This is a genomic window from Burkholderia sp. WTPI3 (genome assembly GCF_021483755.1).
Lineage (GTDB): Bacteria > Pseudomonadota > Gammaproteobacteria > Burkholderiales > Burkholderiaceae > Burkholderia.
The window spans coordinates 35744-56921 of the sequence record NZ_JAGIXF010000023.1 but is presented as its reverse complement, the minus strand read 5'-3'; the positions used below and the strand labels follow the sequence as shown (position 1 = coordinate 56921).

Genomic DNA, 21178 nt, shown 5'->3' with positions numbered 1-21178 from the left:
GTGTAAATGGCGTCAATAACTGTTAATAATTGTAATGCGTGGCAAAAGCACACTTCGCGCAAGAAAGGCGCTTGTCCGTGTCGCCACCTCGTCAGCGGCGCCATCAGCGGGCCATCGAGATGATTCCGTTCACCAGCTGGCTGAAGAGCTCAGAGTCGCCGTTGGTAAATTCGGGCGTCACAACGTAAGTGCCGGCGACCGAGACGGCCGGCGTGTTCGTAACCTCCAGATCCTTCTGGAGGTTGAGCAGCGAGTTCAGGGCCACCTTCAGCTCGCCGGCGTGTTGCTCAACCAGCAGCGGGACCGAGACCGGGACGTGCGCGGCGCGGCCAATGCGGTCGATCCCAGCCCAGTTCAAGGTTGAGATCCCGAGGTCCTGAGCGCCGATAAACGACGCCTCCATAAAATTGTGTGTATAAGCCGGGTAATATTTTTGGACCGCGAGAAAGCTCAGTGCGTATGAAATGCCATCGCCTTTATTTACCAGCGGCGTAAATACGAAGGCTTTCCGCCTCGGCATGGTCGCCTCCAGATTTTTGAAAAACTGGAAGTAACTGCGCGAGAACTGGCAACTCGGCGAAAAGAAAACGCGGACTGTTTCTTCGTCGCCGGGCACTGGCTTGACCTGCAGATAGGGTTTGAGCTGCTCCATGCCCGGGGGCACTTGAGCGCCAGCACTGTAGGAAAACATCGCGGCGGCCGCCGCAACGATCAACGGAGCTATCCGCTTCATGCTGCCTCCTGTTCGACGGCCTTCGAGATGGCTTCGAGCCGCGCCGTTGCTATATGTTGTTCGAGTGTGGATTTACTGCCGCGATCAAGGGCCTCGTGATAGGCGTCGATCGCCGCTCCTACCTGAACGAAGTCAAGGCCGTAGTCCCGAGCCAGTTGAACACGAAGACTCGGATGCGTGCGGGCATCGGTATTACCTTCGAGGCGCTCTATACAATGCGACAGAGTTGAGGCATGCGCCTGAACGGCACGCATTCCTCCGACCGCGAGGGGTTCGAAATGATCTTGCAGGCAGGCCGCCTCGTAGATCTTTGAGGTATCCATGCGCTCCGCACGCATGATCTTCTTGATTTCGGGCGTGGTGACGATCGCCTCCACGATCGCCACCTTCCCCGCCGCCCTTTCCGGTGTGACTTCCGAAATTTCTTCACCGTGTGGAATGCCGTTGGCATCCAGCCACTCGAGTTCGTCACGCGTAAGTCGCCGCGTCACAACCGGCCCTTCGTAGCGGTTCACAAGTCGCTGCGCGACAACCATCTTCAGGGTCTGCGCAAGTCGGTACGCATCCCGCGCCTTGTCCATTGTGAGGTCTAGCGCACGCGAATAGGTTTCCGAGCTGTCGTTCGTATGGAGCGTCGCCAGCACAAGGTGACCAGTTTGGGCCGCCTGGAGCGCGATCTCCATCGTTTCGGCATCGCGGATCTCCCCGATCATGATGACGTCGGGTCCCGAACGTAGCATCGAGCGCAAAGCGCGATGGAACGTTATGTTGCCCCCGATCTGGCGCTGCTTGATCGGCCCGATGCCGCGCAGCGCGATCTCCACCGGGTTTTCGGCCGTGTCGATCGCTCGCGTACCGTCGTTCAGCACGCCCAGCATGGCGTTCAGCAGCGTCGTCTTGCCCGAGCCCGTAGGCCCTGTGACAAGTATCAGTCCGCTCGGCTCTCTCAGCGCGCGAAGAATCACGCGGTAGAGCGCATAAGACAGGCCCAGCTGATCGAGCTTTGGTGCGCGCTGGGAATCGAGCAACCGGTTGATGAACCCGTAGCCGTTATAGGTACGGGTGTATTCCACTCGGATATCAACCAAATAGGACGGCGCATCGTCAAACGGCTTGAGCCCGTGCCGAGCTGCGAACCGCGGTGGTAACTCCATTTCGAAGCGGGTTGATGCGATTTCGGGGGTCGATGCGCCCTGAGAGGTGCCGGTCAACTGGAACATCTTGTTTTCCCAGTGCCGCCCTTCCTTGCCCGGATACTTGAACATGAAGTTCACCATACCCCCCGGCAACCGAACGTGAACGTGGATCACGGGCGCGTCCCGATGCCCCCGTCCCTCGATATGGACGTCCTCGGCCCGCTCTATGATCGACCAGACAAAGAGGTTCCGGATTGCGAGTTCAATCGGCGCCTGTTCGTTGTTTCCTTCCCGGATCATCATGATGTTGCGTCGCTCATCGACCGAGAGTTCGTCGAGCCCGGCCACTTCCGGGATCTTCTGCAGCAGCATTCCGTCCTTAAATTCCATCGCTCGTCACCCCGTTCAGGTCTCTGCGCCGGACACTGTGTCGCGTATTCATTGCGTCGCAGAATTAAATTTGAGTCCGCAAGATAACTGATTATAATTAAGGTAACATGCCCTCTCAACAGAACGATGCACAACAAGGTCACGCGCTCACGGGGTTCACTTCGCCATCTGTCTGTCATGTGTCTGGTAGCGCTCACGGCTGAAGGAGCAAGCGCCCAGGTGCAGCCGCTCACACCGGACAACGTGAAGGGCTTTGCGGAGTCCACCTTCAGCTCGCCGGCGTTCAGCCAGCTCGAATCGAACTATCAGCAGCAGAACAAGTCCGTCATCCAGAGCGTGACGGACCAGGTCGTGGCGAGGGCGAAAGCGATGCTTCCCAAAGCGAAGGCGCTAGGAGAGCGTCTCAAGTACGGCAGCCACAACGTCGTCAGCAATGATGGCGAGACAATGATCGTGTGGATGATCGATGCTACCAACACGCCGATGCCTCAGCGGGGCGCGCTCCTGGCCAAGCTCGCAGCACTCGCCGACCAGAATGTTCCCGAAGCATTGACCTTCGAAGGCTTCGTCTCGGAGTACGGGCTGTTTGGGATTCCCCAGAATGTCCCGCGCGCGCTCCAGTTCTATCGTTCTGCCGCCGCGCTGAACTACCAACCGGCCATATACGATCTCGCCATTGCCTCGGCCTATGGCAAAGGGGAGCGTCCGGATCTTTCGAACGCACTCGGCTATCTCGCGCGCGCCTCGACGATCGCACCCGACAACTCGTACCGCATCTGCGGATTCGGCGCGTTTCTCAGCTACCGCATAGGCGATCGCGAGCAGGCGATGCGCTATGCGCGATCGTGCTGGTCCGATCTCGCTGGCATACCTCGGGCACTTTACGACGGCAGCGCAACCGAAAGCCAGCGCATCTCCTTGCTGCGGGAGTCGATCGCGACGGGAATCGATGACGGCTACCCTCTGCTCGAACAGGTGACCCGTCAGGCGGGCGCTGACCCGCAATATCTGGCGTGCAAGTACATGCTCGTCAATCGCTATCGCCGCAGCCTGAATGGCAACAATCTGCGCGACGACGCCATTAAGTGCTATCAGCAGAGTGGCAACGCGGCTGCCGACCCCAAGCAGGCACTGATCAGATACAACACGGTCGTGCCCGGGATCATCGGATTCGTGCCGACCGAGATTCGCGCGCTCGAAAAGGAACGCACGTCGAATCACTTTCACTATGCGTGGAGCGTGCCGTACCTGCCCTTCCGTCAGCAGGACGTCGATCAGTTCGCCCCATTTGTCAGCCATACCAAGCAATAAGGACGGGAATCAATGAGACTGACCATCTCAGCCATGGCCATCAGCTTGATCGCATTCTTGGCCGCGGATGTTGCGCACGCCGACGACTCACCCTCGAGTGTTTTTACGCAGGCGATCGTTGACGGGGCAGCTAGCGCGCCCCTCGCGAGCGACGGCAAGTTCGCACCTGCCATCGCCGCAATCAGGAAGCGGACCGGGGACAACGGGACCGTGGTGATCTTCGTTCGGAGGGTCGCTAAATTTGAGCAGCAGCCGCAGTGCGGACGCGTGGCCTATATCGTCGGGCAACCCAGCGCCCACGTCCTCTACTCGGACATGGCCGGCCAGTTCAACATATGCGCCGACGGCGACCCGCCGTTGCGTATGTGTAAGGGCCAACCGGACAAGCTCGTTCCGCCAACAGCCATCTGCCCGGACCTCTCCCGTCCCGTCGACACTCCAGAAGTGGCGGCCGCTATCCAGACCGCGATCGCCGCCGGCGGCATGACCCCGCAGCAGGCCTCGCAGGCCGTCCGCAGGGCGCAGACGAAGGCGGTGCCTACGAAGGCTGGAGCGTCGCAATGAAGCGCCTCCTGCCCTTCGTGCTCGCGCTTTGGATGTCGGCCGCCTTCGCTCAAAGCGCGTCCGACGTAGCCAACGGGACGGCCTTTGCAAACTCGATCGCGCCAACCTCGCCGCAGCAGATCGTTAATCCGTCTGGCGTGAACACAAGCACGTGGGGCTCGCAAACGGGTGTCAGCACTTCCGTGCCCTCCGGGCTCGGTGGCTTCTCCAATCCCAACACCACGTCTAACGCCCTCACTGCAGCCCAGAGCTCGAGCCTAGCGTCCTATGGACGTCAGGCCGAATCGTATTGCGCGAGCTACACCCCGGGGAGCGACCCCTACGAGAATCAGTATTGCGCCGCCGTCAACTTTCTGAACGAGCAGTGCATGACACCCACGACGGGCGAACAGTCGGTACTCGGCGCAACGGCGAGCCAGTTCGGCTCGTCTGCCAACTGCGCCGGCACCTATGGCGCCGGTCAGTCGCAGTATGGCTACGGGAACCAGGTCACCCCAAGCGACCCAATGTTCCAGGTGACCGGCAATCTGGCGAACACCGCGACCAGCACGCTCACGCAGAACTGCTCGAGCCAGACGGTCGTCACCCAGCCGGCGCAGTACGCGAACAACACCTGTGTCGTTTCAACGAACGAGGACGATAACAGTTGCTCGCAGTATCTGAGTGCGACGATTACCAACACCGTGACGCAGGCGATTTCGGTCGACTCGTGCCAGAACGGAGGCACGCTCGTCAATGGCGAGTGCCAGCACACCTACGTCTACGAGCCGTCCATCTCGTGCCCGGCCGGCTATGTGCAGGCCGGCAGTAACCAGTGCGTGCAGACCAATATCCTTGCGGGCACCGCCTCATGCCCATCGGGTATGACGATGGTGACGCTCACGAACACGGCCGGCCAGCAGTCCCAGGCTTGCGAAGGCCTCAACTTCCCGTTCAACGCCTGCCCCGCGACGTATGACGGCATGCCGCTCATTACCTGTGCCTTCACGGTCGGCTTTTACCTGCCGCTCGATTCGTGCCCGAATGGCTACACGTGGAACGGCAGCGAGTGCATCCAGACGATCACCGTCGGGGCGAACTACACCTGCCCGAGCGGTGGCTCGCTGCAGGGCCAGTCGTGCGTCTCGACTACCACCACCTCGCCAACGGTGACCTACAGCTGTCCGAGTGGCCAGTCGCTCAGCGGTACGAACTGCATCAAGCAATCTGTCACCACGACGTGGACGGATACCTGCACCCAGTACGAACAGAGTGCGGGCGTCTCGCTGCCCACGCCCACCAATTAAGGATACCTGCGTGACATCGAATCACCGTTCCTGGTTCCCGGCCGTGGCTACGCTCCTCGCACTGCTGACGCACCCACCGGCCGCGCTTGCGCAAACCTACGCGGCGGGTGCCTGCTCGCTGGTTCCCGGTTCCCAGACCTGCGTCGATACGACTCCCTGCAAGACTAGCCCAACCGGCCAGCAACTCTGTCTTTCGACCGCGTCGCTGCCTTCGGGTGCGCTGCAGGTGCCTTACAGCTGCTGGCAATACTCCTACAACTACGCGTGCCAGGGCACGACTACCGACACGTGCGCGCAGTACCGCAATGATCCGTCGTGCGGCGTCGTTAAAAGCGTCTGCAACGACACGATTGCAGAGACCGGCAAGTGCGACGAGTGGACCTACACCTACCAGTGCCAAACACAACCGCAGCAGACCGCGCAGCAACTTAACTGCACGAGCGGCTTATTCAATGACAGCGGGTTTCCGACGCCCGCGAACGGAAATAACTCGTTTTTGACCGGCGCCCTCGGCCTAGAGATGCTAGGCGAGGCGCAGACCTATACGGACGGGAACAGCATTTTTGCCGGCGTTGCCGAGAGCTGCCGCAAGGGATACGAAGGCATCCAGAACTGCTGCAAGAGCACGCCGGGTGCGCAATCAAACAGTGTCGTGATGTCGGCCGCGATCGGCGCAGCCGGATCGGTCGTGAAGTATGCCGGCGAGAAGCTGATCGATCTCGCTTCTCCGTATGTCTTCGACGCGATGTACACGAACGGCATTTTCACGCAGGCGCTGACCGAGAACTTCACCACGGCGTTCTCGCTGAACGCGGCGAACGGCGGCGGCACGCTTGGCACCAATCTCGCGGCCAATGGCGTGTCCGTGGGCGCCTTCGGCTTCACGGTTGGATTCGGGACAATGAGCGGCGGCCTGTTCGGCGCAAACATGCAGCTCGCGTCATTTGGGTCAGACGGCTACCTCGCCTTCAACCCTTATGTCTTCGCCGCTGAAGTCGCTATTCAGATCATCACGCAGCTCATGAACTGCTCCCAGGCGGAGCAGATGCTTGCCCTGCACAAAGGCGCGGGCTTGAGCACGTTCATCAACGAGACCTGCGCCAAGAGCGTGCTCGGGGCGTGCATCCAGTATGCCGACAATTACTGTTCGTTCAATTCGGTACTGGCCGAGATTATCAATATCCAGGGCAAGACGCAGTTGGGATTGCCGCTCGCGGGCTGCGGTGGACTCACGCCGGCGCAAATCAGCTCGATCGACTTTTCGAAGATCGACTTCAGTGCCTTCACGAACCAGATGATGCAGCAGGCCGAACAGAACCTGCCAACCAATATCAGCGGTAACTACACCCCGATCGAGCAGAACAGCTCGAGCGGGTCAGCACAATCCAGCACCAACTCCGTTCTCCCATCCTATCCATCGAACTAGAGCTGAACATGTCCAAATTCAAGCAGATCCTGACCAAGGTATTGACCGCGATCGGCGCGGTCGCACTTGTCGCATCGCTCGCCTTTTCTGGGCTCACTTATGTCCAGAAGCGCAACCTCGCCGCACAGTACAAGACCCAGTCCGACAAGCTCGCCACGCTGGACGGGCAGGTGAAGGCGCTTACCCAACAGAAGCAGGATGCCGAGGCAAAGGCCAAGTCGCTCGGCGACCAGCTCGCAGCGTTGCTGCCCGAAAACAGTTCGCTGAAGGAAAATATGGGCGCCTTTGCGGAGCAGGCCACCATATGCGAAAAGATTCGCCGGACCCTCAAGCTCGGAACCTGAAGAATGAGACCAACGAAAAAGACGTTACAGGCCTTAGTGGCCGCGCTCGCCGCAGCGTTACCGCTCGCGAGCAGCGCGCAGCCCGTTGAACTGGACACCCCTTCCGCACACATCATCGTTGTCCGGCCCATCGATCTCTGGTCTGGCGACACGTCCGCACAAGCTGACACCCTCGCTGCGCTACACGACCGTCAGGTATCGTACGACGTCGTCCTCGACGGCACACGCTACCGGGGAAGCCCGCTCGTGCTCCAAGGCGTGAGCGACAATCCGGTCACGCTCGGCGTGGAGGCGGACCTCAAGGCCCAGAAAACGGAGCTTGTGCGCAAGTCGGCGTATCTCTTTCACGTGCTCGATGCGACGCCACTGGTGCCGGCGGACTACCCGAAGTTTGCGAAGGCGCAGCTCGACTATCGTCAGTTGCTTGTTCTGCACGAAGGGGACCCGAACACCTTACCGTCGCGCGTGAGGGCGCGCGACATCGCGGGCGACGTGCTGTCGATCGGAGCACTCTTCATCCCCGGGCACGCGCTGGGCACCGCCGTTGGCGCCAACGCGATGATGAACTCCGGCTTCGCCGAGGAGATCGGAAACTTGCCGCGACCGGCTCGGGCAGCCATGATCCCTGCCGCACTCCCGACGCTCGACACCACAACCTACCAGCAGATCGATGTGCGGCGCGTTGACTTCAAGCCGGATACGCCAGGCGAAATCATCATCGCTTACAAGACGGCCAAGACCCCCGAGGTCGAACAGGAAGCTCTCGTCAAGGCGATCGTCACGCTCGCCGGCGCAGACACGACCCCGGATGCGGTAGCCGCCGCTCGCAAGGCAGATTTCGAGGAACGCGTCTCGATGTGGGACGCATGTGTTGCAAACGGTAATTGCCAAAAGGAGGCATCGAATGACCACTGAAGCAAACAAGGAAACGCTGAACCAGAAACTGGCTCGCAAGAACGCATGGCTGACCAAGCTCGCATTTGTCGCGATCGGTCTCGCCGTGGTGATCACGCTGGCCCGCGGTCACTTCTGATCGTGTCCGGAAGCGAAAACGGCCCGCTCAATGCGGGCCGTTTTTATGAGGCGTCCGTCCGGGGATCAGAACTGTAGGAGATTGCCGCGCGCCTGCTGCTTGTCGATCTCCCGCTCCTTGCGAGGCTCGGCCCCCACGGGCGCCTCGCGCACGCGGTCGGGACGCGACGTCTGGGTTTGCGTACGCGCCTGCTCTTGACCGACGTTCTTTCCTTGCATTGGCTGCGGCGCAGCCACCTTTTCGAAGTCGACCGCAGTGGTCTTTCCCACTTCCTTGCCGGCGTTCTTCAGCATCGCGTCGCGGGCCTCAGTGACGATCTCGGTGTTGTCGCGCGCGCGCGATGCCGCGACGTATGCCGCCTCGCGATTGAACACCTTTGCGCCGGTAAGACTGACAGCGATGATCTCGCGATCGTTCGTGGCGCCCTGCTCCTTGTACGAGGTGTGGGCGTAAGCGTGGTCAATAAACCGGATATCGTCATTTGTCAGATACGACTCGTCGCCGGTTGTGGTCCATCGAACCTTGGCGCCCTTCTCGTCGATGGACGTTATGACGCCTGGCGTACCGTTATCAATGCGCTTCAGCGCCTGTTCTGGTAGCCGAATGATCGCGCGCGTTTCGACCCGATCTCCGGCCGAGAACAAGCGAGTCTCGCGAACGGCGGGCGAAAAGTAGTCCTGTCGCTGCGGATTGATTTCGACTTCCTTGCCGAGACGGTTGACGGCGAAGACCCGATTTTTGTCGACGTCGTAGCGTGTGACACGCAACACATCGCCCCTCTCGACTCCAATCTCCCGATACGTCTTCCGGTAGATTAGTGTGTCCACCTTCTTTTCGCGAAGCATGACGGCGTGCCGCTGCTCGGCGCCGGTCAGCTTCGGATCGTCCAGATGCGGCTTCTCAAACCCCACTTGAGAGACGAGTCCGCGACTGGCGAGCAATGCGTGGATCTCGCTGTTGATGGCCTTGCGGTCGCGGTTGGTAATCGCGACAACGCCGACCCTCGGGTGTTCGACCCCGCGCTGCTTGAGTGCTTCCAGGTTGTCGAGGTAGCGCTCCGCGACCTTGACGGCGAGGTCCCCCTTCTCGACTTCGAGCATGTCGAGCATCCCGATCGCGTCGCTGTAGCGGCCTGCCTTCATTTCCATGATGGCCTGCTGCGACTGTGCGGTGGCATTGACAAAGCGGCGCGTCTCCTCCAGCACTGACACGTTCATGCCAGCTTTCTGCGCCTGCTCAAAAGCGCGGCCAGCCGCCACGCTGCCGTGTTGCTTCATGTCGCCCTGGAACACAACCCGCGCGCCGATCTCCCGCGCAAGACTCGCAATCTTTTCGGTGTCGAAGGCGCCGGTCAGGGACGATTCGTCCATCACGATCAACGTCTTTTTTCCGTCCACATTGCCGTACCGGCGGAGATTGGCAAGCTCAGCCTCCTTTACCAGAAGTTCGTGGCGCAACTCGGCGCCTGCGCTCTCCCGCTGGAGATAGAGGGTGTGGCGCGCCGCGATCGCCTCAACGGTCCCAACCTGCTCAAAGGTGGAAAGTCGCCGCCCGAGCGACGCGCCGACGTTGACCACCGCGCCCTTCACCGCGGCCCGCGCGCGCTCACCGAACGTCTCGGCCGACTGCCGGGCTTCCATCGCGTCGGCTCGCCGGCTCGCCGCTAACTCCGTCAACGCAGCGCCAATCGCATTGCGGAGATTGTCGGGCGACTTGAATACCTCGCCACGTTGATGGTCAAAGGTATAGCGGTTGGTCCCAAAGTCGATGTCTGAGCCCTTGACGCTCAACCGGCGTGACTCGAGGCGCTGGGCGTCGGTGTCGCGGATGGTCTCCCGGGTAGCGAGGGCCTCGCGCAACTCCCCAAGGCGCAGTTCGAGCGCGCGAATCTGCGTCTCCCGGGTTGCGAAGTAGGCGGCCACTGTGCTGCTTTTGATGCCGCTCGACGCTTCCAGCTCCTTCGCCGCAGCAGCCGACGTGGCCATCCCGATCATTTCCCATCCGGTGGCCTGCGTCACGTCGTTGGCGAAAGCGAGGGCCGCGGTCTTTCCCGTGCCGGCCTCGCCCTGGACACCCTGGAACGAATCCGGGTGCATGAGTACGTTGCGCGCCGCGATCACCTGTTCGTCCGAGAGCTTGAAGGGTTTGCCGGTCTCCTGCTCTTTCTTTGCCTCGAAGGCTTTCAGCGCGGCGTCGAACTCAGCCGGATTCGTGAGAATCACGTTGCCCTCGCCCTTTCCGGACTGGATGAATTCCGCGAGGCGCATCTCGCTGTCGATGGCGCGATGGGTCGTGTACAGCTCGCTCCCGTCCTCGGCGGTCCCGCGCGGCACGATCATGTGGTTTCGGATGTGCTGCTCGACGGCCGCTTCAACGTCTCCGATCATGCCTCGGCTGAAGCGCACGGCGTCGATTTCGAGGTCGATCAGCGAGAAAGACTGCTCGCGCTCTGTGAGGTGTTCGATCGCCCACGACACCGCTCGCATCGCCGCCGAGTTCGCCTCCAGCTCAGCGCCCTCGCGTGTCGCCTCGCGGGCCTGCGCCCCTCGTCCCGGTCGCATCGCCGTCCCTGACGGCGTATTTGCTTGCGAACCGGCCGGCGTCACGCCCATCTCAGCCGATCGTCCGTCGCTGCCGGCGCTTTGCTCGCGGACAGCCCTGCGGCTCCGTTCGAGAGCGGCCTGCACGACCGCGCGAACGTCGATCCCCGCAGTCCGTGCGGTGTCCTCCCAGATCTCCTGAAGGACCTCGCGCGGATGCTCCTGCTTCGCGGCCCGGCTATCGAGCTTCGCGACGCGCCGGGAATCGAAACTGGCCTCGCCCGGGTCGATACCGCGCTTCAGCAAGGCGTCCCGGACTTGTGCCGCTCGTGTGCTGTACGCTTCCACGTGCTCGCGGGTGAACCCCTTGATCTCGAAGTCGACGCCGTTTTCTGCGTATTCAAGTTCGTACCCGAGTGCCTTCAGCCCGCCGGCGAGCTCGGCCTTGTAGATTACGTCGCCCTGCGCACGCAGCTTCAGGAGCATGTCATTCGTCAGGCTCCGCCAGGTCTTGCGCTTCTCGTCGTACACCGCGGACACGATCACGTTGTGGCTGTGAATCTGTGGCTCGTTCTCCCGGTTGGTCTCGTGCAGAACGCTCGCATACAGGAGATTCCCAGCGCGCTCGTGCCGGTTTCGGCCGTTGTCGTCCTTCACCCGGATAATCGACGCGTGCTTCTCAAACCACTCCATCGTCCGGGCGTTTGCGACGAGGTGGGCGGCGACAATCCGGTCGTCCCCGCCGACGAGGCCGGCAATCGAGACGCTCTTCGGGGGCGCAACCGTAAAGTCCATCCCAGGACGCCGGTTCTCCCCCTTGGCGTTCCGCGCGAGGTTTTCTTCCTTGCCGGTCTCCGGGTTGACCAGCCTGCCGCTCAGAAACTTGACGAAATCCTCCTTCTCGACCGCCTCGCCCCGGATTCCAAGAATTTCTGCCGCTCGACCCTCCCAGCGAGCCGTTGCCCGCTCGTTTATATAGTAGTTATCGGCCTTCTGTCCTGCTTCCTGACTGAACGATTTATCGTGGTATCGGGCCGCGTCGCCTGCGCTCTTGATGTGTTGCATTGAGATCATGTCAGGCCCCGTCGCGGCCGTAAAAGGCGCTCGCCGTGAACCCGGTCTCGCCTGGATGCAGCGCAAGGTTCACGCTGACCTCCTCGCTGGAAAGACGTGCCTGATGTTCATATTCGTTCGCGGATAGCACAACGGTGCGAACGGTCTTACCGTGCGCCTGAAGGTATATCCTGAGATTCGGATAGAGCGAGGTGGGCTGATTGGCGGTCAGCGTCAGGCCAACCTTGGCATAGCCTGGACCGTGCTCAATGACGCGAAGTCCGGACACGGCCACCTTGACGATGCTTTCGCCCGGGGGCAGGAATTTGACCGCGCGGATGCCCGCGAGGTCCGCGTCCTGCAATACCGGTTCGCCTGTATCGTTGCCCGAGACCCAGGTGCCGGCGGCTGAGCGCAATTGAGGAAAAAAGACCCAGAGAAGCGCTATCCCTATCGCGGCGAATGTCAGCATCCATTTGATAAATAGGCCTTTCACTAGAAGAGCCCCCCCTCGTCATCGTTCTGGGTCGCCTGACCGGTGCCCGCCGCTTCCGCGACTGATTCCCGTCGCGCCTCGTCGGCCCGGACGATTTCCCCGGTTTCCATGTCTGTGACGACCCATTTTCCCGTAGCCTCGACCGCTTTCTTTGCTTCTGCTGCGCGTTCGGCCTCCGCCTTTTTCGCCTCGGCTTCGGCTCTCACACTGGCGAGCGCATCCTGCCCCTCGGCGACCTTAATCTTGAAGCGCGGATCTCGAGGCGGATCGTCCTGACGCGCCTTGAAGCGATTAGCGCGCGCCCACGGTCGATACCATTTCGGGAGCCAGTGCCGGTAATCCACGAGCGTTGATGGGTAGTCGCCGGCCATCTGAACATACGCGGTACAGTTCTTGAGCCGGCCGATCTTCGAGGGCATAACGAGCCACTTCTCCTGCTGCCCCTGATTGACCTGCCCCCCGTCGCGCCAGTCGGTTACGGCAATTGCATTGCCGTTGGAAACCACTTCCATGTCCATGCGTCCAAGTCGCCGCGCCATTCGGTCCATCATTTCGGGCTCGTTGGCACGAAGCATTACCGACGTGTTAAATCCGTTCATCAGCGTCCTCGCCCGCTCGTGCCCGATCGACGTTACGTACTGGGTATCCGCCTGGATACCGGTTACCACGCAGACGCCGTATTTCCGATGCGTCGCCTGCGTTTCGTCGAGCTTGATATCTCCAAGTACGTGCACTTCATCAAGGAAATACCAGTAGCGGTCATAGTGGACGATTTCCCGCTTGGCCGCGATGATCCCGAACGAGATCGCCAGCAGCAGTCGGTACAGCGGAGCGAACATCGCCTTCGTGTCGTCCGTGCTGACGATAAAAAAGCGCGCATCGTCGTCTGCCTCGAAAAACTCGCGCAACGTCCATTCACCGTCGGGCACCGCTGCGATGCCGTCCAGGTAAATTGCGATCGAGCTGATCACGCCCTGCCGTTGCCCTTTCGAATCGCCGCCGACAGCCGAGCTGGCCACGGACTCCTTGATCAGCAGTTCAAGCTCGTCATCCGGCATGGCCAAAATGGCCTCAGCGATGGTTCGGGTGTAAACCGCACCGCGCTGCCTCAACCGCAATGTCATGACGGAGAACAGGGCTCGGGCCGCATCCTCAAAGAACGCATTGGCGCCGTGTACGACGCCGGCCTTCGGCGGTAAAAAGGCGTGCGCAAGCGTGTTGGCGTCGTAGGTGTGTTGCAGCTCCTTAAAGATCGACCATCGAACCGATCCCAACATGGACGGATTGAAGAAGAAGTCCTTTCCCGGCCGATAGTAGGCGCGGAAGTATTCGCCGCTCTGGTCGTAAATGATGGCCTTGCGCTGGGCTGCAAAAACCTGTTGCATCAGGTCGTGGATGCCAAGCGACTTCCCGGTCCCCTGGGCACCCATGAACTGAATGCCCTGCATCGGCGCCGATTTCGGTAGCGCCACGTCGAGGATGGTGTACGGCCCCGGCTCCTCCTTCCTGACCAGCTTAGAAAGCTCCCGCGGTTCAACCAGCTCCTCGACGCCGTCGACCCGTTTGTTCTCCCGCGCGCGCTTTCCGAGACGGCTGAGCGACATCCAGACCGAGGCATAACCGAGCACGCCGCAGATGGCGCTCGCCAGCATCACATATCCAAATACCTGAACCTGCCGAGACAGATCGGCTGTCACCGTCCGGTATTGAGCCGGTGTTAGCAGCTGCACCTCCTCACCGTCTGCTTTGACGACCGTGAGGACTTCCGGGTCCCCCGACTGGTCCCGCAGCACCCACTTTCGGGGGGTGTCCGCATTGACCATGTGAGACATGATATTTTGCTTGACCACGTCGATGTCCCGCGGGGACAGACTTGCGCCCCAGAGCACGACAGGCACAACGACACCGGGAAGCGCCCCAGTCCAGAGCGACATTGAAACGGCATGCACCGTGAGCTTCACGCGGGTCAGAAATAGCGCCCTACCTGCGCCGGCGTTGGATATGACCTTGTCGATCATTCTGCCTCCCGGACATGAAGCTCGCCAAGACGCGCCTCGTCAACTAGCTCAAAGTGCGCCACTTCGCCTGGAAGAAGAGCCAGCAACGAGTCGGACCGTGCGCCGAAGCTGTCGCGCCAGCTGCGGTCGGCCATGCGGAGAAAATCGCATGCTCGCACCTGTCCCTTTCGGTCGATCAGAATCACGTCGCACGCGGACACCAGCTCGTCCTCGGGCCGACGATATTCGAAATACAGCATCGTCGACGCCCGGTCCCGTGAGGTATAGGTGCGGCAGGAAGCGTGGTATTCGCCGGCCTGAAGCTGCCCGGCGTGGTTGACTGACTGAAACTGGACTGGCAGAAACATAGCGTCACTCCCCGTTGAATTTCCCATCGTCGTACGCGCGATCGATATTGCGTCCCTGCTTGATCGCTTCGCGAATGTGACCGCGCACCTGGTCTTTGATGTTTTCGGGCATCGGGTTCGCCAGCCCCGGCGGAATGGCTGAGGAGGCGAGCGCCCCAGCGGTGAGTACGCTTTGCTTTTCCAGCGTGTTCTGGAGCCGGGCAACCTCGGCACGTAGCGTCTCGATCTGCGCAAGAAGAACCTCGTGCTTGCGGTCATAACCCGCAATGGTGTCGCGCAGGTACAGGCGGGCGAGCGCGTTATGAGTGATCTTTCGTCGCTTCGCCTCTTCCTTCAGGTGCTCAAACTCGTCCCAATCGACGCGGTAGTGAACTGACGGCTTCACGGTTGCTGGTCTCTCTCACTAGAAGTTGATTTCACGGAGAGTGGTGCATTTTGCACCACTATCTATCTCCCGGATTCTGTTCGAAATTCTACATTTTTATTTTACTCAGTGCCATGGATGTGTATTATTTTTGGTGCATGAAAAAGCGCGATAAATCATGTGCTTGCGATGGTTTTGACGTGTGCACGGTACGTGCGTAATGTCTGTCCTTCTGGGAGGGGCGGTTTTGGCTTTTCCTGCTGCAACGGAATATCGGGAAAAGGCGGGCCCCTACCCCGTCGGGGCATTCCGGGGAATTGATTTTTTGGCGTGAGGAAGCGAAGATGCACCGCGCACGCATTACGGAATGCCCCGACAACAACCTCACTATGGGATGAATGTGATGACCGAGAAAGTCAACTCTGACAAGAAGCCCCGTGGACGGCGACCGGCAGTATCGATCGCTGAGAGAATCGCCGAAACCGAGAAGCTGCTGGTGACGCTTCGGGAACAGCAGAGACGCGAGGAACGGGAAAACATTGAAAGGAACAGGAAGGCGATTCTCGATCTGTTCAAGGCCGAGCGTCTTGACCTGATACCGGTCGACGAATGGAAGAAGGTCGTGCCGCAACTGCGCGCACTCGTCGGCGCTGGATCGACTGGCGGAAGCCCGGCGACCAGTGCCGACAGTGCGCGCGCAGGACAGCAGGAGCAAGCCAAGGCCGCGTAGGGTTTTCCACAAATCCACGGCACCGAACGGACGGCCGCGATTGTCCATAAATCGCAGGAGCCGTCCGCCGCGGGAGTTGTCCACAACGGTGTTTGTTGTGGGCAACTCGTCACCGCGGGGTGCGGTGGAGCTTGTGGGAAACTCGGCGGTGTTAGCAGCACGGCGGTAGGAGCGAGACGGCGGCTGGGTGCGAAGGGTGCAACGGACGTTGCCGCCCGAGCGGCCAGCCGCCATTCCTTTTGTTCGGCATCCGCCGGCGATTGCGACGCAGGAGCAATCGCCCAGGCCAGCATGACCTATTCCGGGCGGGAAAAGGCCGGAATCACTTTAGCGGCGACATGGAACGGCACCGGCTGTCGCGCAACGAAGCCGCGCACGCGTATATCACGGCATGTTGGGTACAGTCGGCGTAGGAACGCGAAGCGTTCCGGAGCGTGGAGTCGCGAGCAGCGGCATTGCATCGCAATGCGCTGCGCAGCGGACTTTCGTTCGGGAGATCAGGCGAGAGGCGCGTGAGCGCCGGGAGCCGGATCGGACGGACCAGTTTTGAGCAATTCATTGCTCAAAACCGCGAGTGCTTTGCCCGGCGCGGGCGGGGTGGCTTCGAAGCGCAGCGCAGAAGCCGCCCCGCCCGCGCCGGCCGCAAAAAACCCACTCACCGAGACCGGTGGGCAGATTTTCGCATGCGCAATTTTTCGGCCTAGCCTAACCCTGCCCGGTATATCGCCTCGGCGCAGCGCGCGTCGGCAAAGCCTTTCTGCCGGCGCGACGCGAGCAACGGAGCGCCGCGAATAAGCTCCGGCATCAGAAGGTCTGGATAGGCATCGAATCCGGTCTGATACACCAGCTCGGCGGCCCGCGCGAGGTCGCTCTCGTCTCCATCTGGGCCGGTCGCGGCGGACTCGTCCGCAATGGTCGATTGCGCCCAAAGCACCCGCGCGACGAGCGCCTTCATGCGGCCGCAGGCCGCATCATTCTAGGGGGTTGGATGTCCGAAAGCGCCTGCGTCCCTTTCGGACTCCCGCGCAAGCGGGCGTATTGTTGGTCATGCCGCTTACGGCACTGGATGGCGGCGCTGCCTTGGCAATGCGGCCACGCCGAACCGTCACCCAGCCGTGCCCTTTGATCGACAGCAAGCCGGCTCGGCACTCGTGAATGGCGACGATGCAGAGTTCGACCGTCTTTGCGCTAAGCCCTGCATTCATACCTCAGTGCCCCCGATCCACTCTGAGCCGATAAATGCGTTTGCACCGAACGCCTCTGTAACGCACTCGCATGCTCGCGGACTGTCAAGCAGATCGACAACCCGCTCAATTGTCCACGCGCCGTCTGCGGGGATTTCGAGTAACGTCACGCCGGCCAGGTTGCGCAGAATGAGCGGCTGGATCACGTCAGCTGCGCTGCCGTCAGCCTGCAGACTTCCGTCAATCGTCGGAACGATCTTCACACCGCAGCGCGTCGGGTAGATCACGTGATTCTCCTTTTTCGCCTAGTAGCCCAGCCAGTCGAGAACGTCCTTGGCCGGATATTCGTTGCGGTCGCCAACCTCGGCGAGAAAGGCGGCGAAGGCGCCCTCGCAGTCGTGTTTCTCAATCTCGGCCTTCGCTTCATCGCGCGTAACAATCATCTCGCACGCGTCCTCGTAGATATATGCCGCCATGTCTAGTTCCTTCAAAACCGGTATCCGGTTTACACGGTTGATTTTGGCAAAAACTGCCTGCTCAAGACCGACCGCGTCAGTGTTGATATGTCAGCCGACCGTGGTTAGTGCCTCGTCGCTTTCTCAGCGACAACGTCGATCATCTGTGGACCATTCGGACCGCTTGCACAGACCTGACGCGTTCCATCCGGATAGTTCAGGATGTCGCCCAACGCCATTGGCACGTTCGCATAGACACAGCCAGTCTGTCCTAGTGCGGTGAGCTTCGCGCCCGTGGTAACTCCCGATTGTTCCGTGACAGAGTAGGTCGCCGAAAACGCGACGGCGGGTACAACGAACAGCATGGCGACAGCAAGTTTCTTCATCATTGAATCTCCTGGTTAAAAAATTCCGACTTGTTGCCTGTATTACGTGAGCGCGCCTTGCAGGGCTGCGACCTGCGCAGCAGTCAGGGTGGCTGCTTCGATTGCGTTCTCGCGGCGGAAAATCATCAGCGCGTAGACATCCGCGAGTGCGCGCGCCTCGACACAGAGCGTCGGGCTTTCGTTCTGCCCTTCCGGTGCCGGGTGACGCGCGCGCCAGATGTTGATTGCTCGTTCGATCTGGTCGATAGTGATTTTCGACATGTTGTGGCTCCCTATAACGCTGTCAGAATCCGACCTGGTCCCAATGTGCGACCATCTGCTGAAATGCACCACGTCGCCGTCTAAGGAACCGAAGCATTCGGGCGATGGACGCGCGTCTGAGGGCGTTCTGTTGCAGCGCGTGCGGACCGCCGCAATGCAGCTCCTCCTCTTCGTCGCGATTGCTAACCGCTTCAACCATATAGCCCTTCGCGATCGCGCGAAGAGCGGCATTGCCCCGGAAATGAATCGCAATCAGGTCAAACTCACGCCATGGCTCGTCGGCATCAAAGTGAAACGCATACAGCGCCAGATTCATACCGACCTCGTACCACTGACCTCGGCGCAGATACGGAATGGACATATCGTATCGGCTAGGAGGATGGCTGGCGGACCCGATAGACTCCTCAAGTTTCCGGTAGACCTTGTATGAGTAAGGATGTTGAACGGGATTGGGAATCGGCCGCTTCTCGTCGCGATTGCGATTCGGTCTGAATTTTCGATCGTCCATGCTTGGCTCCATCAGATGAGATGTCGGGCTGCCCCGGTCACCCGAGGCGGGATTCGGCTAGCGCTTACAGGGGCATTGGCGACCACTTGTTCGGGGCGTGGCGGTACAGCGTGACCCGCTTGGGCTTACCGTCGATAACCGTCTCGACACGAATGGCGCGCACGTCGTCTTCCTCCCGACGCCACCGATGCAGCACGCGGATTTCCGCGTTCAGGTCACAGCCCAGAAAGAAAGCGGCGATGCGGCGAAGAAGGTTCGATTTCATGTGTGCTCCGTGCGGTTTAAAGGTTTCAGGCTGACCGGGACCCAAGATTCCGAGTCCCTTCGTAGGGGTTGTTTCTGCCCGACCGGCAGCTGCTTCCGTGCTGCCGCCAGTCCCCTGAGTTCGTCGTCCCGGCGACATAAGGAGACCGCCGCCGCGGACGGGCAAGGGCGTGCCCGGAGGCCGCATGCGGAGCGCAGCCCGCAGGGCGAGCACCGAACGGGCGAGGACACGGCGAAGCGAACCCTTGCCTGGCCGTGGTGGTGGTCTACTGTCGCGGAAAGGGACGGCGAACTCAGGGGACTGGCGACGGTGGCGGCACGTCGCGCGAGGGCAGAAACGCCGCGCGGCGAGCGCCCATATGCGGCCGTAGGCCGCATCACTTCAGGGGGTTGGAAGTCCAGAAGGGGCTCTTGCCCCTTCTGGTCGGCGGAGCCGAAAGGCAAGCGATGAAAGCCCGCAGGGTCGAGACCCGGAACGGGGCTCGATGACCGGCCCGCGCAGCGGGCTGGGCACGCCGTAGCGGTTTCCGGGCTCTGCCCGGAAATGCCCCGCCCTGGGGTTTGAACTCGGCATGAGCATGCCGGAGCTGTGAGCTAGGTCCGGTACGTCGGGACGAATTGCTCCGTCAGCAGAGCCTGATAGACCGACAGTTGATGTTGCAGCGGCGTATCATCAAATCGCGACGGCGGCGTCTTTGACCTTGCCCGGCTCGATGGACATCGGCCAGCCGGGGAGTTTGCGGAGTGCGATGCAGGTAACCGCGCGACGCTGCACGTCTCCAGGAAGCTGCATCACCAATTCGGTGACGCAGGAGGAAAAGCGACTCGAACCTGCATGGTCGTCTTGACCACGCAGCTTTCGATGCCGACTTTTCCAATCCAGCGCCATTCCCTCAACCAGCAGCCTCATCGGCGTGTAAGGCTGCCCGTTGTGCTCGACGAGCAACAGTTCGGCACCGTGAAACGGAGTTGACTTGCGGCATTGCTCTAGCGCGTTTCATCAGCCCCCCAATTTGTAAACGCCGTGGATGCGGTGTAGTATGAACGTGCGATCATCGCAAGTGGTGATCGGGGAAAATAGCAAATGGCTAGTATTGTTCGCACATGAGCAAAGACACCAAGGCACCCAGCCGATCGGCCGATCAGTTCGTTGTCCGCCTCCCCGATGGGATGAGGGATCGCATCGCTGAAATGGCGAGGCGAAACAATCGTTCAATGAACGCGGAAATCGTTGCGCGCCTCTCTGAGTCCTTCCAAACGGCAGGAGCACGAGTTCTTGAATACGGTCCACAGATGACCGGCCTCCAGCTTGAAGTTGAAAAAGTGGAAGCCGAAAACAAGCATCTCACGGACCAGATAGAACTTATGCGACAGCTACTGGGAGTGCAAAAGGCATTGCTGAAAAACGCTGGCTCGTATCTTCAAGCGACAATTAAGACCTATCCGAAGGGCTCAAACAACGTGCTTGATTCGCTGTTAGAAATCTGGGCGCATTTCGGATCTGCACTTGAAAAAATGGACTGGAGCGAGATCGCCGAATCGACGAATGCAATCAATGAGACGGGGTCATTTTCAACGTGCTGCTGACACCACTGCGAGACACGCACGGGTAGCGATGCTTTCACGCGATCGGAGAGGAGCTGGGCGACACTCACGGCAACGTGAAGCGCACCGAGAACACGCGTGGACCCGGCTGCCGATTGCGCGCACGAGTCCATCCGTGGGCGTTCTGTCAGATCGGGTGGCATAGCGCGAATCTCGATTGGAAGTGCCGCTCAAACCCGGCTGCGCTATTGGCGTCGTTCCACTCGATCACCGCGTCCTCGCTGTTGTGGAGCGCACCGGCCTCGGTGTAGTTGATGCTGCCAGTCTGCACGCTTCGCCCGTCGAGGACCATCATCTTGTCGTGTGTCAGCCGGTAGGCGTCGACGGCGCAGACCGTCGCGCCGGCGCGCTGCAAGTAGGCTAGTCCACGACGGATGTAGCCATCGCGGTCGTTCGCGATGCTCTCACCGTAATCCACGACGACTGTCACCTGAACGCCGGCGCGGGCCTTGTCGGCCAGCGCCGCGAGGAGCGGTCGGTAGGTCATCACGTAGGGATTACGTGTATCGACTGACGGGCTGAGTAGACGCCGTACAGCACGAGCCCCATGCCGTCATCATCGGGAGAGAATGCGTACCAGTTGACACGCTGCGCGGGCGCGGCGGCCGTGTGTGAGAGGCGTGCCGCCTCGATCTGCGATGACCAGGGCGAAGACAGCGCCGGCACGCTGAAAGCGAGGCCGGACGCGGCGATTGCAGCTGCGAGCGCGAGTTTGCACATGGTTGGGTTGCTTCCTCCATGCTT

General features: G+C 60.8%; 25 protein-coding genes and 2 pseudogenes. 9 read left to right on the top strand and 18 right to left on the bottom strand.

Annotated features, from left to right (window positions below):
- Positions 1 to 103: 103 nt before the first annotated feature.
- Together J7024_RS15235 and J7024_RS15230 are read right to left on the bottom strand one after the other, a co-directional pair.
- Positions 104 to 733 (bottom strand): hypothetical protein, encoded by a 630-nt coding sequence (locus J7024_RS15235; protein WP_025496365.1) that lies wholly within the window; start codon positions 731 to 733, stop codon positions 104 to 106.
- A complete protein-coding gene (locus J7024_RS15230; RefSeq protein WP_049813600.1) occupies positions 730 to 2241 on the bottom strand; it encodes a GspE/PulE family protein in 1512 nt (503 codons plus the stop codon). The genes J7024_RS15235 and J7024_RS15230 overlap by 4 nt, the downstream gene beginning before the upstream one ends.
- Positions 2242 to 2385: 144 nt before the next feature.
- On the opposite strand from J7024_RS15230, the gene J7024_RS15225 reads away from it, so the two are divergent.
- From J7024_RS15225 to J7024_RS37165, 7 genes are read left to right on the top strand one after another with little or no spacing between them, the layout of a single operon-like run.
- Positions 2386 to 3570 (top strand): SEL1-like repeat protein, encoded by a 1185-nt coding sequence (locus tag J7024_RS15225; RefSeq protein WP_025496367.1) that lies wholly within the window; start codon positions 2386 to 2388, stop codon positions 3568 to 3570.
- 12 nt (positions 3571 to 3582) lie between these two features.
- A complete protein-coding gene (locus tag J7024_RS15220; RefSeq protein ID WP_234745238.1) occupies positions 3583 to 4134 on the top strand; it encodes a hypothetical protein in 552 nt (183 codons plus the stop codon).
- Positions 4131 to 5420 carry a hypothetical protein gene (locus J7024_RS15215; protein WP_025496635.1) on the top strand — a complete coding sequence of 430 codons (1290 nt, stop codon included), beginning with the start codon at positions 4131 to 4133 and terminating at the stop codon, positions 5418 to 5420. The genes J7024_RS15220 and J7024_RS15215 overlap by 4 nt, the downstream gene beginning before the upstream one ends.
- A gap of 10 nt (positions 5421 to 5430) precedes the next feature.
- Positions 5431 to 6846 carry a conjugal transfer protein TraN gene (gene traN / locus J7024_RS15210; protein WP_025496634.1) on the top strand — a complete coding sequence of 472 codons (1416 nt, stop codon included), beginning with the start codon at positions 5431 to 5433 and terminating at the stop codon, positions 6844 to 6846.
- 8 nt (positions 6847 to 6854) lie between these two features.
- Positions 6855 to 7190, top strand: a complete 336-nt coding sequence (locus J7024_RS15205; RefSeq protein WP_025496633.1) for a hypothetical protein — start codon at positions 6855 to 6857, stop codon at positions 7188 to 7190.
- A 3-nt stretch (positions 7191 to 7193) separates the two neighbouring features.
- Positions 7194 to 8105, top strand: a complete 912-nt coding sequence (locus J7024_RS15200; RefSeq protein ID WP_234745237.1) for a hypothetical protein — start codon at positions 7194 to 7196, stop codon at positions 8103 to 8105.
- The gene (locus tag J7024_RS37165) at positions 8095 to 8223 is read left to right on the top strand and encodes a hypothetical protein (protein WP_268838347.1); all 129 of its coding nucleotides are present in this window, start codon (positions 8095 to 8097) and stop codon (positions 8221 to 8223) included. The genes J7024_RS15200 and J7024_RS37165 overlap by 11 nt, the downstream gene beginning before the upstream one ends.
- 65 nt (positions 8224 to 8288) lie before the next feature.
- Here J7024_RS37165 and mobF read toward each other — a convergent pair whose 3' ends face one another.
- The 5 genes from mobF to J7024_RS15175 are packed head-to-tail and all read right to left on the bottom strand — an operon-like array spanning position 8289 to position 15062.
- Complete coding sequence (mobF, locus tag J7024_RS15195) at positions 8289 to 11828, bottom strand: MobF family relaxase (protein WP_234745236.1); 3540 nt, start codon at positions 11826 to 11828, stop codon at positions 8289 to 8291.
- A 10-nt stretch (positions 11829 to 11838) separates the two neighbouring features.
- Positions 11839 to 12288, bottom strand: coding sequence for a hypothetical protein (locus tag J7024_RS15190; RefSeq protein ID WP_234745235.1), 450 nt, complete (start codon positions 12286 to 12288; stop codon positions 11839 to 11841).
- Between the two features lie 23 nt (positions 12289 to 12311).
- Positions 12312 to 14330: a type IV secretion system DNA-binding domain-containing protein gene (locus J7024_RS15185; protein ID WP_234745234.1), complete on the bottom strand. Its 2019-nt coding sequence runs from the start codon at positions 14328 to 14330 to the stop codon at positions 12312 to 12314.
- Positions 14327 to 14677 carry a hypothetical protein gene (locus tag J7024_RS15180; RefSeq protein WP_234745233.1) on the bottom strand — a complete coding sequence of 117 codons (351 nt, stop codon included), beginning with the start codon at positions 14675 to 14677 and terminating at the stop codon, positions 14327 to 14329. The genes J7024_RS15185 and J7024_RS15180 overlap by 4 nt, the downstream gene beginning before the upstream one ends.
- Positions 14678 to 14681: 4 nt before the next feature.
- Positions 14682 to 15062: a hypothetical protein gene (locus J7024_RS15175; RefSeq protein WP_234745232.1), complete on the bottom strand. Its 381-nt coding sequence runs from the start codon at positions 15060 to 15062 to the stop codon at positions 14682 to 14684.
- A gap of 382 nt (positions 15063 to 15444) precedes the next feature.
- Between J7024_RS15175 and J7024_RS15170 the strand changes: the two genes are divergently transcribed.
- The gene (locus tag J7024_RS15170; protein WP_234745231.1) at positions 15445 to 15771 is read left to right on the top strand and encodes a hypothetical protein; all 327 of its coding nucleotides are present in this window, start codon (positions 15445 to 15447) and stop codon (positions 15769 to 15771) included.
- A 700-nt stretch (positions 15772 to 16471) separates the two neighbouring features.
- Here the strand turns inward: J7024_RS15170 and J7024_RS15165 are convergent.
- From J7024_RS15165 to J7024_RS15130, 9 genes and pseudogenes are all read right to left on the bottom strand, one after another.
- Entirely contained in the window at positions 16472 to 16726 is a 255-nt protein-coding gene (locus J7024_RS15165) for a hypothetical protein (RefSeq protein WP_234745230.1), read from the bottom strand.
- 246 nt (positions 16727 to 16972) lie between these two features.
- Positions 16973 to 17242, bottom strand: coding sequence for a hypothetical protein (locus J7024_RS15160; RefSeq protein ID WP_234745229.1), 270 nt, complete (start codon positions 17240 to 17242; stop codon positions 16973 to 16975).
- 18 nt (positions 17243 to 17260) lie between these two features.
- On the bottom strand, positions 17261 to 17431 hold the full coding sequence (locus J7024_RS15155; protein ID WP_234745228.1) for a hypothetical protein: 171 nt from the start codon (positions 17429 to 17431) through the stop codon (positions 17261 to 17263).
- Positions 17432 to 17535: 104 nt separating this feature from the next.
- A complete protein-coding gene (locus J7024_RS15150) occupies positions 17536 to 17799 on the bottom strand; it encodes a hypothetical protein (protein ID WP_234745227.1) in 264 nt (87 codons plus the stop codon).
- Positions 17800 to 17838: 39 nt separating this feature from the next.
- Positions 17839 to 18057: a DUF3717 domain-containing protein gene (locus tag J7024_RS15145; protein ID WP_234745226.1), complete on the bottom strand. Its 219-nt coding sequence runs from the start codon at positions 18055 to 18057 to the stop codon at positions 17839 to 17841.
- 22 nt (positions 18058 to 18079) lie between these two features.
- Entirely contained in the window at positions 18080 to 18565 is a 486-nt protein-coding gene (locus tag J7024_RS15140) for a hypothetical protein (protein ID WP_234745225.1), read from the bottom strand.
- A 64-nt stretch (positions 18566 to 18629) separates the two neighbouring features.
- Positions 18630 to 18830, bottom strand: coding sequence for a hypothetical protein (locus tag J7024_RS15135; protein WP_234745224.1), 201 nt, complete (start codon positions 18828 to 18830; stop codon positions 18630 to 18632).
- A 593-nt stretch (positions 18831 to 19423) separates the two neighbouring features.
- Positions 19424 to 19612 (bottom strand): annotated as a pseudogene (locus tag J7024_RS37510) (hypothetical protein); the annotation flags it as partial.
- A pseudogene (locus tag J7024_RS15130) lies at positions 19578 to 19739 on the bottom strand (hypothetical protein); the annotation flags it as partial. The pseudogenes J7024_RS37510 and J7024_RS15130, both read right to left, overlap by 35 nt.
- A gap of 194 nt (positions 19740 to 19933) precedes the next feature.
- Between J7024_RS15130 and J7024_RS37340 the strand changes: the two are divergent.
- The gene (locus tag J7024_RS37340) at positions 19934 to 20416 is read left to right on the top strand and encodes an Arc family DNA-binding protein (RefSeq protein WP_278498460.1); all 483 of its coding nucleotides are present in this window, start codon (positions 19934 to 19936) and stop codon (positions 20414 to 20416) included.
- A 145-nt stretch (positions 20417 to 20561) separates the two neighbouring features.
- Here the strand turns inward: J7024_RS37340 and J7024_RS15120 are convergent, their stop codons facing one another.
- The gene (locus J7024_RS15120; RefSeq protein ID WP_234745257.1) at positions 20562 to 20921 is read right to left on the bottom strand and encodes a phospholipase D-like domain-containing protein; all 360 of its coding nucleotides are present in this window, start codon (positions 20919 to 20921) and stop codon (positions 20562 to 20564) included.
- Positions 20921 to 21154 (bottom strand): hypothetical protein, encoded by a 234-nt coding sequence (locus tag J7024_RS15115; RefSeq protein WP_234745223.1) that lies wholly within the window; start codon positions 21152 to 21154, stop codon positions 20921 to 20923. Before J7024_RS15115 ends, J7024_RS15120 begins: the two co-directional genes overlap by 1 nt.
- Between the last annotated feature and the right edge of the window lie 24 nt (positions 21155 to 21178).

Excerpts from the sequence above, each read along its gene's own strand:
- J7024_RS15235 (WP_025496365.1), bottom strand. The coding sequence starts at position 733 with ATGAAGCGGATAGCTCCGTTGATCGTTGCGGCGGCCGCCGCGATGTTT.
- J7024_RS15230 (WP_049813600.1), bottom strand. The coding sequence starts at position 2,241 with ATGCTGCTGCAGAAGATCCCGGAAGTGGCCGGGCTCGACGAACTCTCG.
- J7024_RS15225 (WP_025496367.1), top strand. The coding sequence starts at position 2,386 with ATGCACAACAAGGTCACGCGCTCACGGGGTTCACTTCGCCATCTGTCT.
- J7024_RS15220 (WP_234745238.1), top strand. The coding sequence starts at position 3,583 with ATGAGACTGACCATCTCAGCCATGGCCATCAGCTTGATCGCATTCTTG.
- J7024_RS15215 (WP_025496635.1), top strand. The coding sequence starts at position 4,131 with ATGAAGCGCCTCCTGCCCTTCGTGCTCGCGCTTTGGATGTCGGCCGCC.
- J7024_RS15205 (WP_025496633.1), top strand. The coding sequence starts at position 6,855 with ATGTCCAAATTCAAGCAGATCCTGACCAAGGTATTGACCGCGATCGGC.
- J7024_RS15200 (WP_234745237.1), top strand. The coding sequence starts at position 7,194 with ATGAGACCAACGAAAAAGACGTTACAGGCCTTAGTGGCCGCGCTCGCC.
- J7024_RS37165 (WP_268838347.1), top strand. The coding sequence starts at position 8,095 with ATGACCACTGAAGCAAACAAGGAAACGCTGAACCAGAAACTGGCTCGC.
- mobF (WP_234745236.1), bottom strand. The coding sequence starts at position 11,828 with ATGCAACACATCAAGAGCGCAGGCGACGCGGCCCGATACCACGATAAA.
- J7024_RS15190 (WP_234745235.1), bottom strand. The coding sequence starts at position 12,288 with ATGCTGACATTCGCCGCGATAGGGATAGCGCTTCTCTGGGTCTTTTTT.
- J7024_RS15185 (WP_234745234.1), bottom strand. The coding sequence starts at position 14,330 with ATGATCGACAAGGTCATATCCAACGCCGGCGCAGGTAGGGCGCTATTT.
- J7024_RS15180 (WP_234745233.1), bottom strand. The coding sequence starts at position 14,677 with ATGTTTCTGCCAGTCCAGTTTCAGTCAGTCAACCACGCCGGGCAGCTT.
- J7024_RS15170 (WP_234745231.1), top strand. The coding sequence starts at position 15,445 with ATGACCGAGAAAGTCAACTCTGACAAGAAGCCCCGTGGACGGCGACCG.
- J7024_RS15165 (WP_234745230.1), bottom strand. The coding sequence starts at position 16,726 with ATGAAGGCGCTCGTCGCGCGGGTGCTTTGGGCGCAATCGACCATTGCG.
- J7024_RS15155 (WP_234745228.1), bottom strand. The coding sequence starts at position 17,431 with ATGGCGGCATATATCTACGAGGACGCGTGCGAGATGATTGTTACGCGC.
- J7024_RS15150 (WP_234745227.1), bottom strand. The coding sequence starts at position 17,799 with ATGATGAAGAAACTTGCTGTCGCCATGCTGTTCGTTGTACCCGCCGTC.
- J7024_RS15145 (WP_234745226.1), bottom strand. The coding sequence starts at position 18,057 with ATGTCGAAAATCACTATCGACCAGATCGAACGAGCAATCAACATCTGG.
- J7024_RS15140 (WP_234745225.1), bottom strand. The coding sequence starts at position 18,565 with ATGGACGATCGAAAATTCAGACCGAATCGCAATCGCGACGAGAAGCGG.
- J7024_RS15135 (WP_234745224.1), bottom strand. The coding sequence starts at position 18,830 with ATGAAATCGAACCTTCTTCGCCGCATCGCCGCTTTCTTTCTGGGCTGT.
- J7024_RS37340 (WP_278498460.1), top strand. The coding sequence starts at position 19,934 with ATGAGCAAAGACACCAAGGCACCCAGCCGATCGGCCGATCAGTTCGTT.
- J7024_RS15120 (WP_234745257.1), bottom strand. The coding sequence starts at position 20,921 with ATGACCTACCGACCGCTCCTCGCGGCGCTGGCCGACAAGGCCCGCGCC.
- J7024_RS15115 (WP_234745223.1), bottom strand. The coding sequence starts at position 21,154 with ATGTGCAAACTCGCGCTCGCAGCTGCAATCGCCGCGTCCGGCCTCGCT.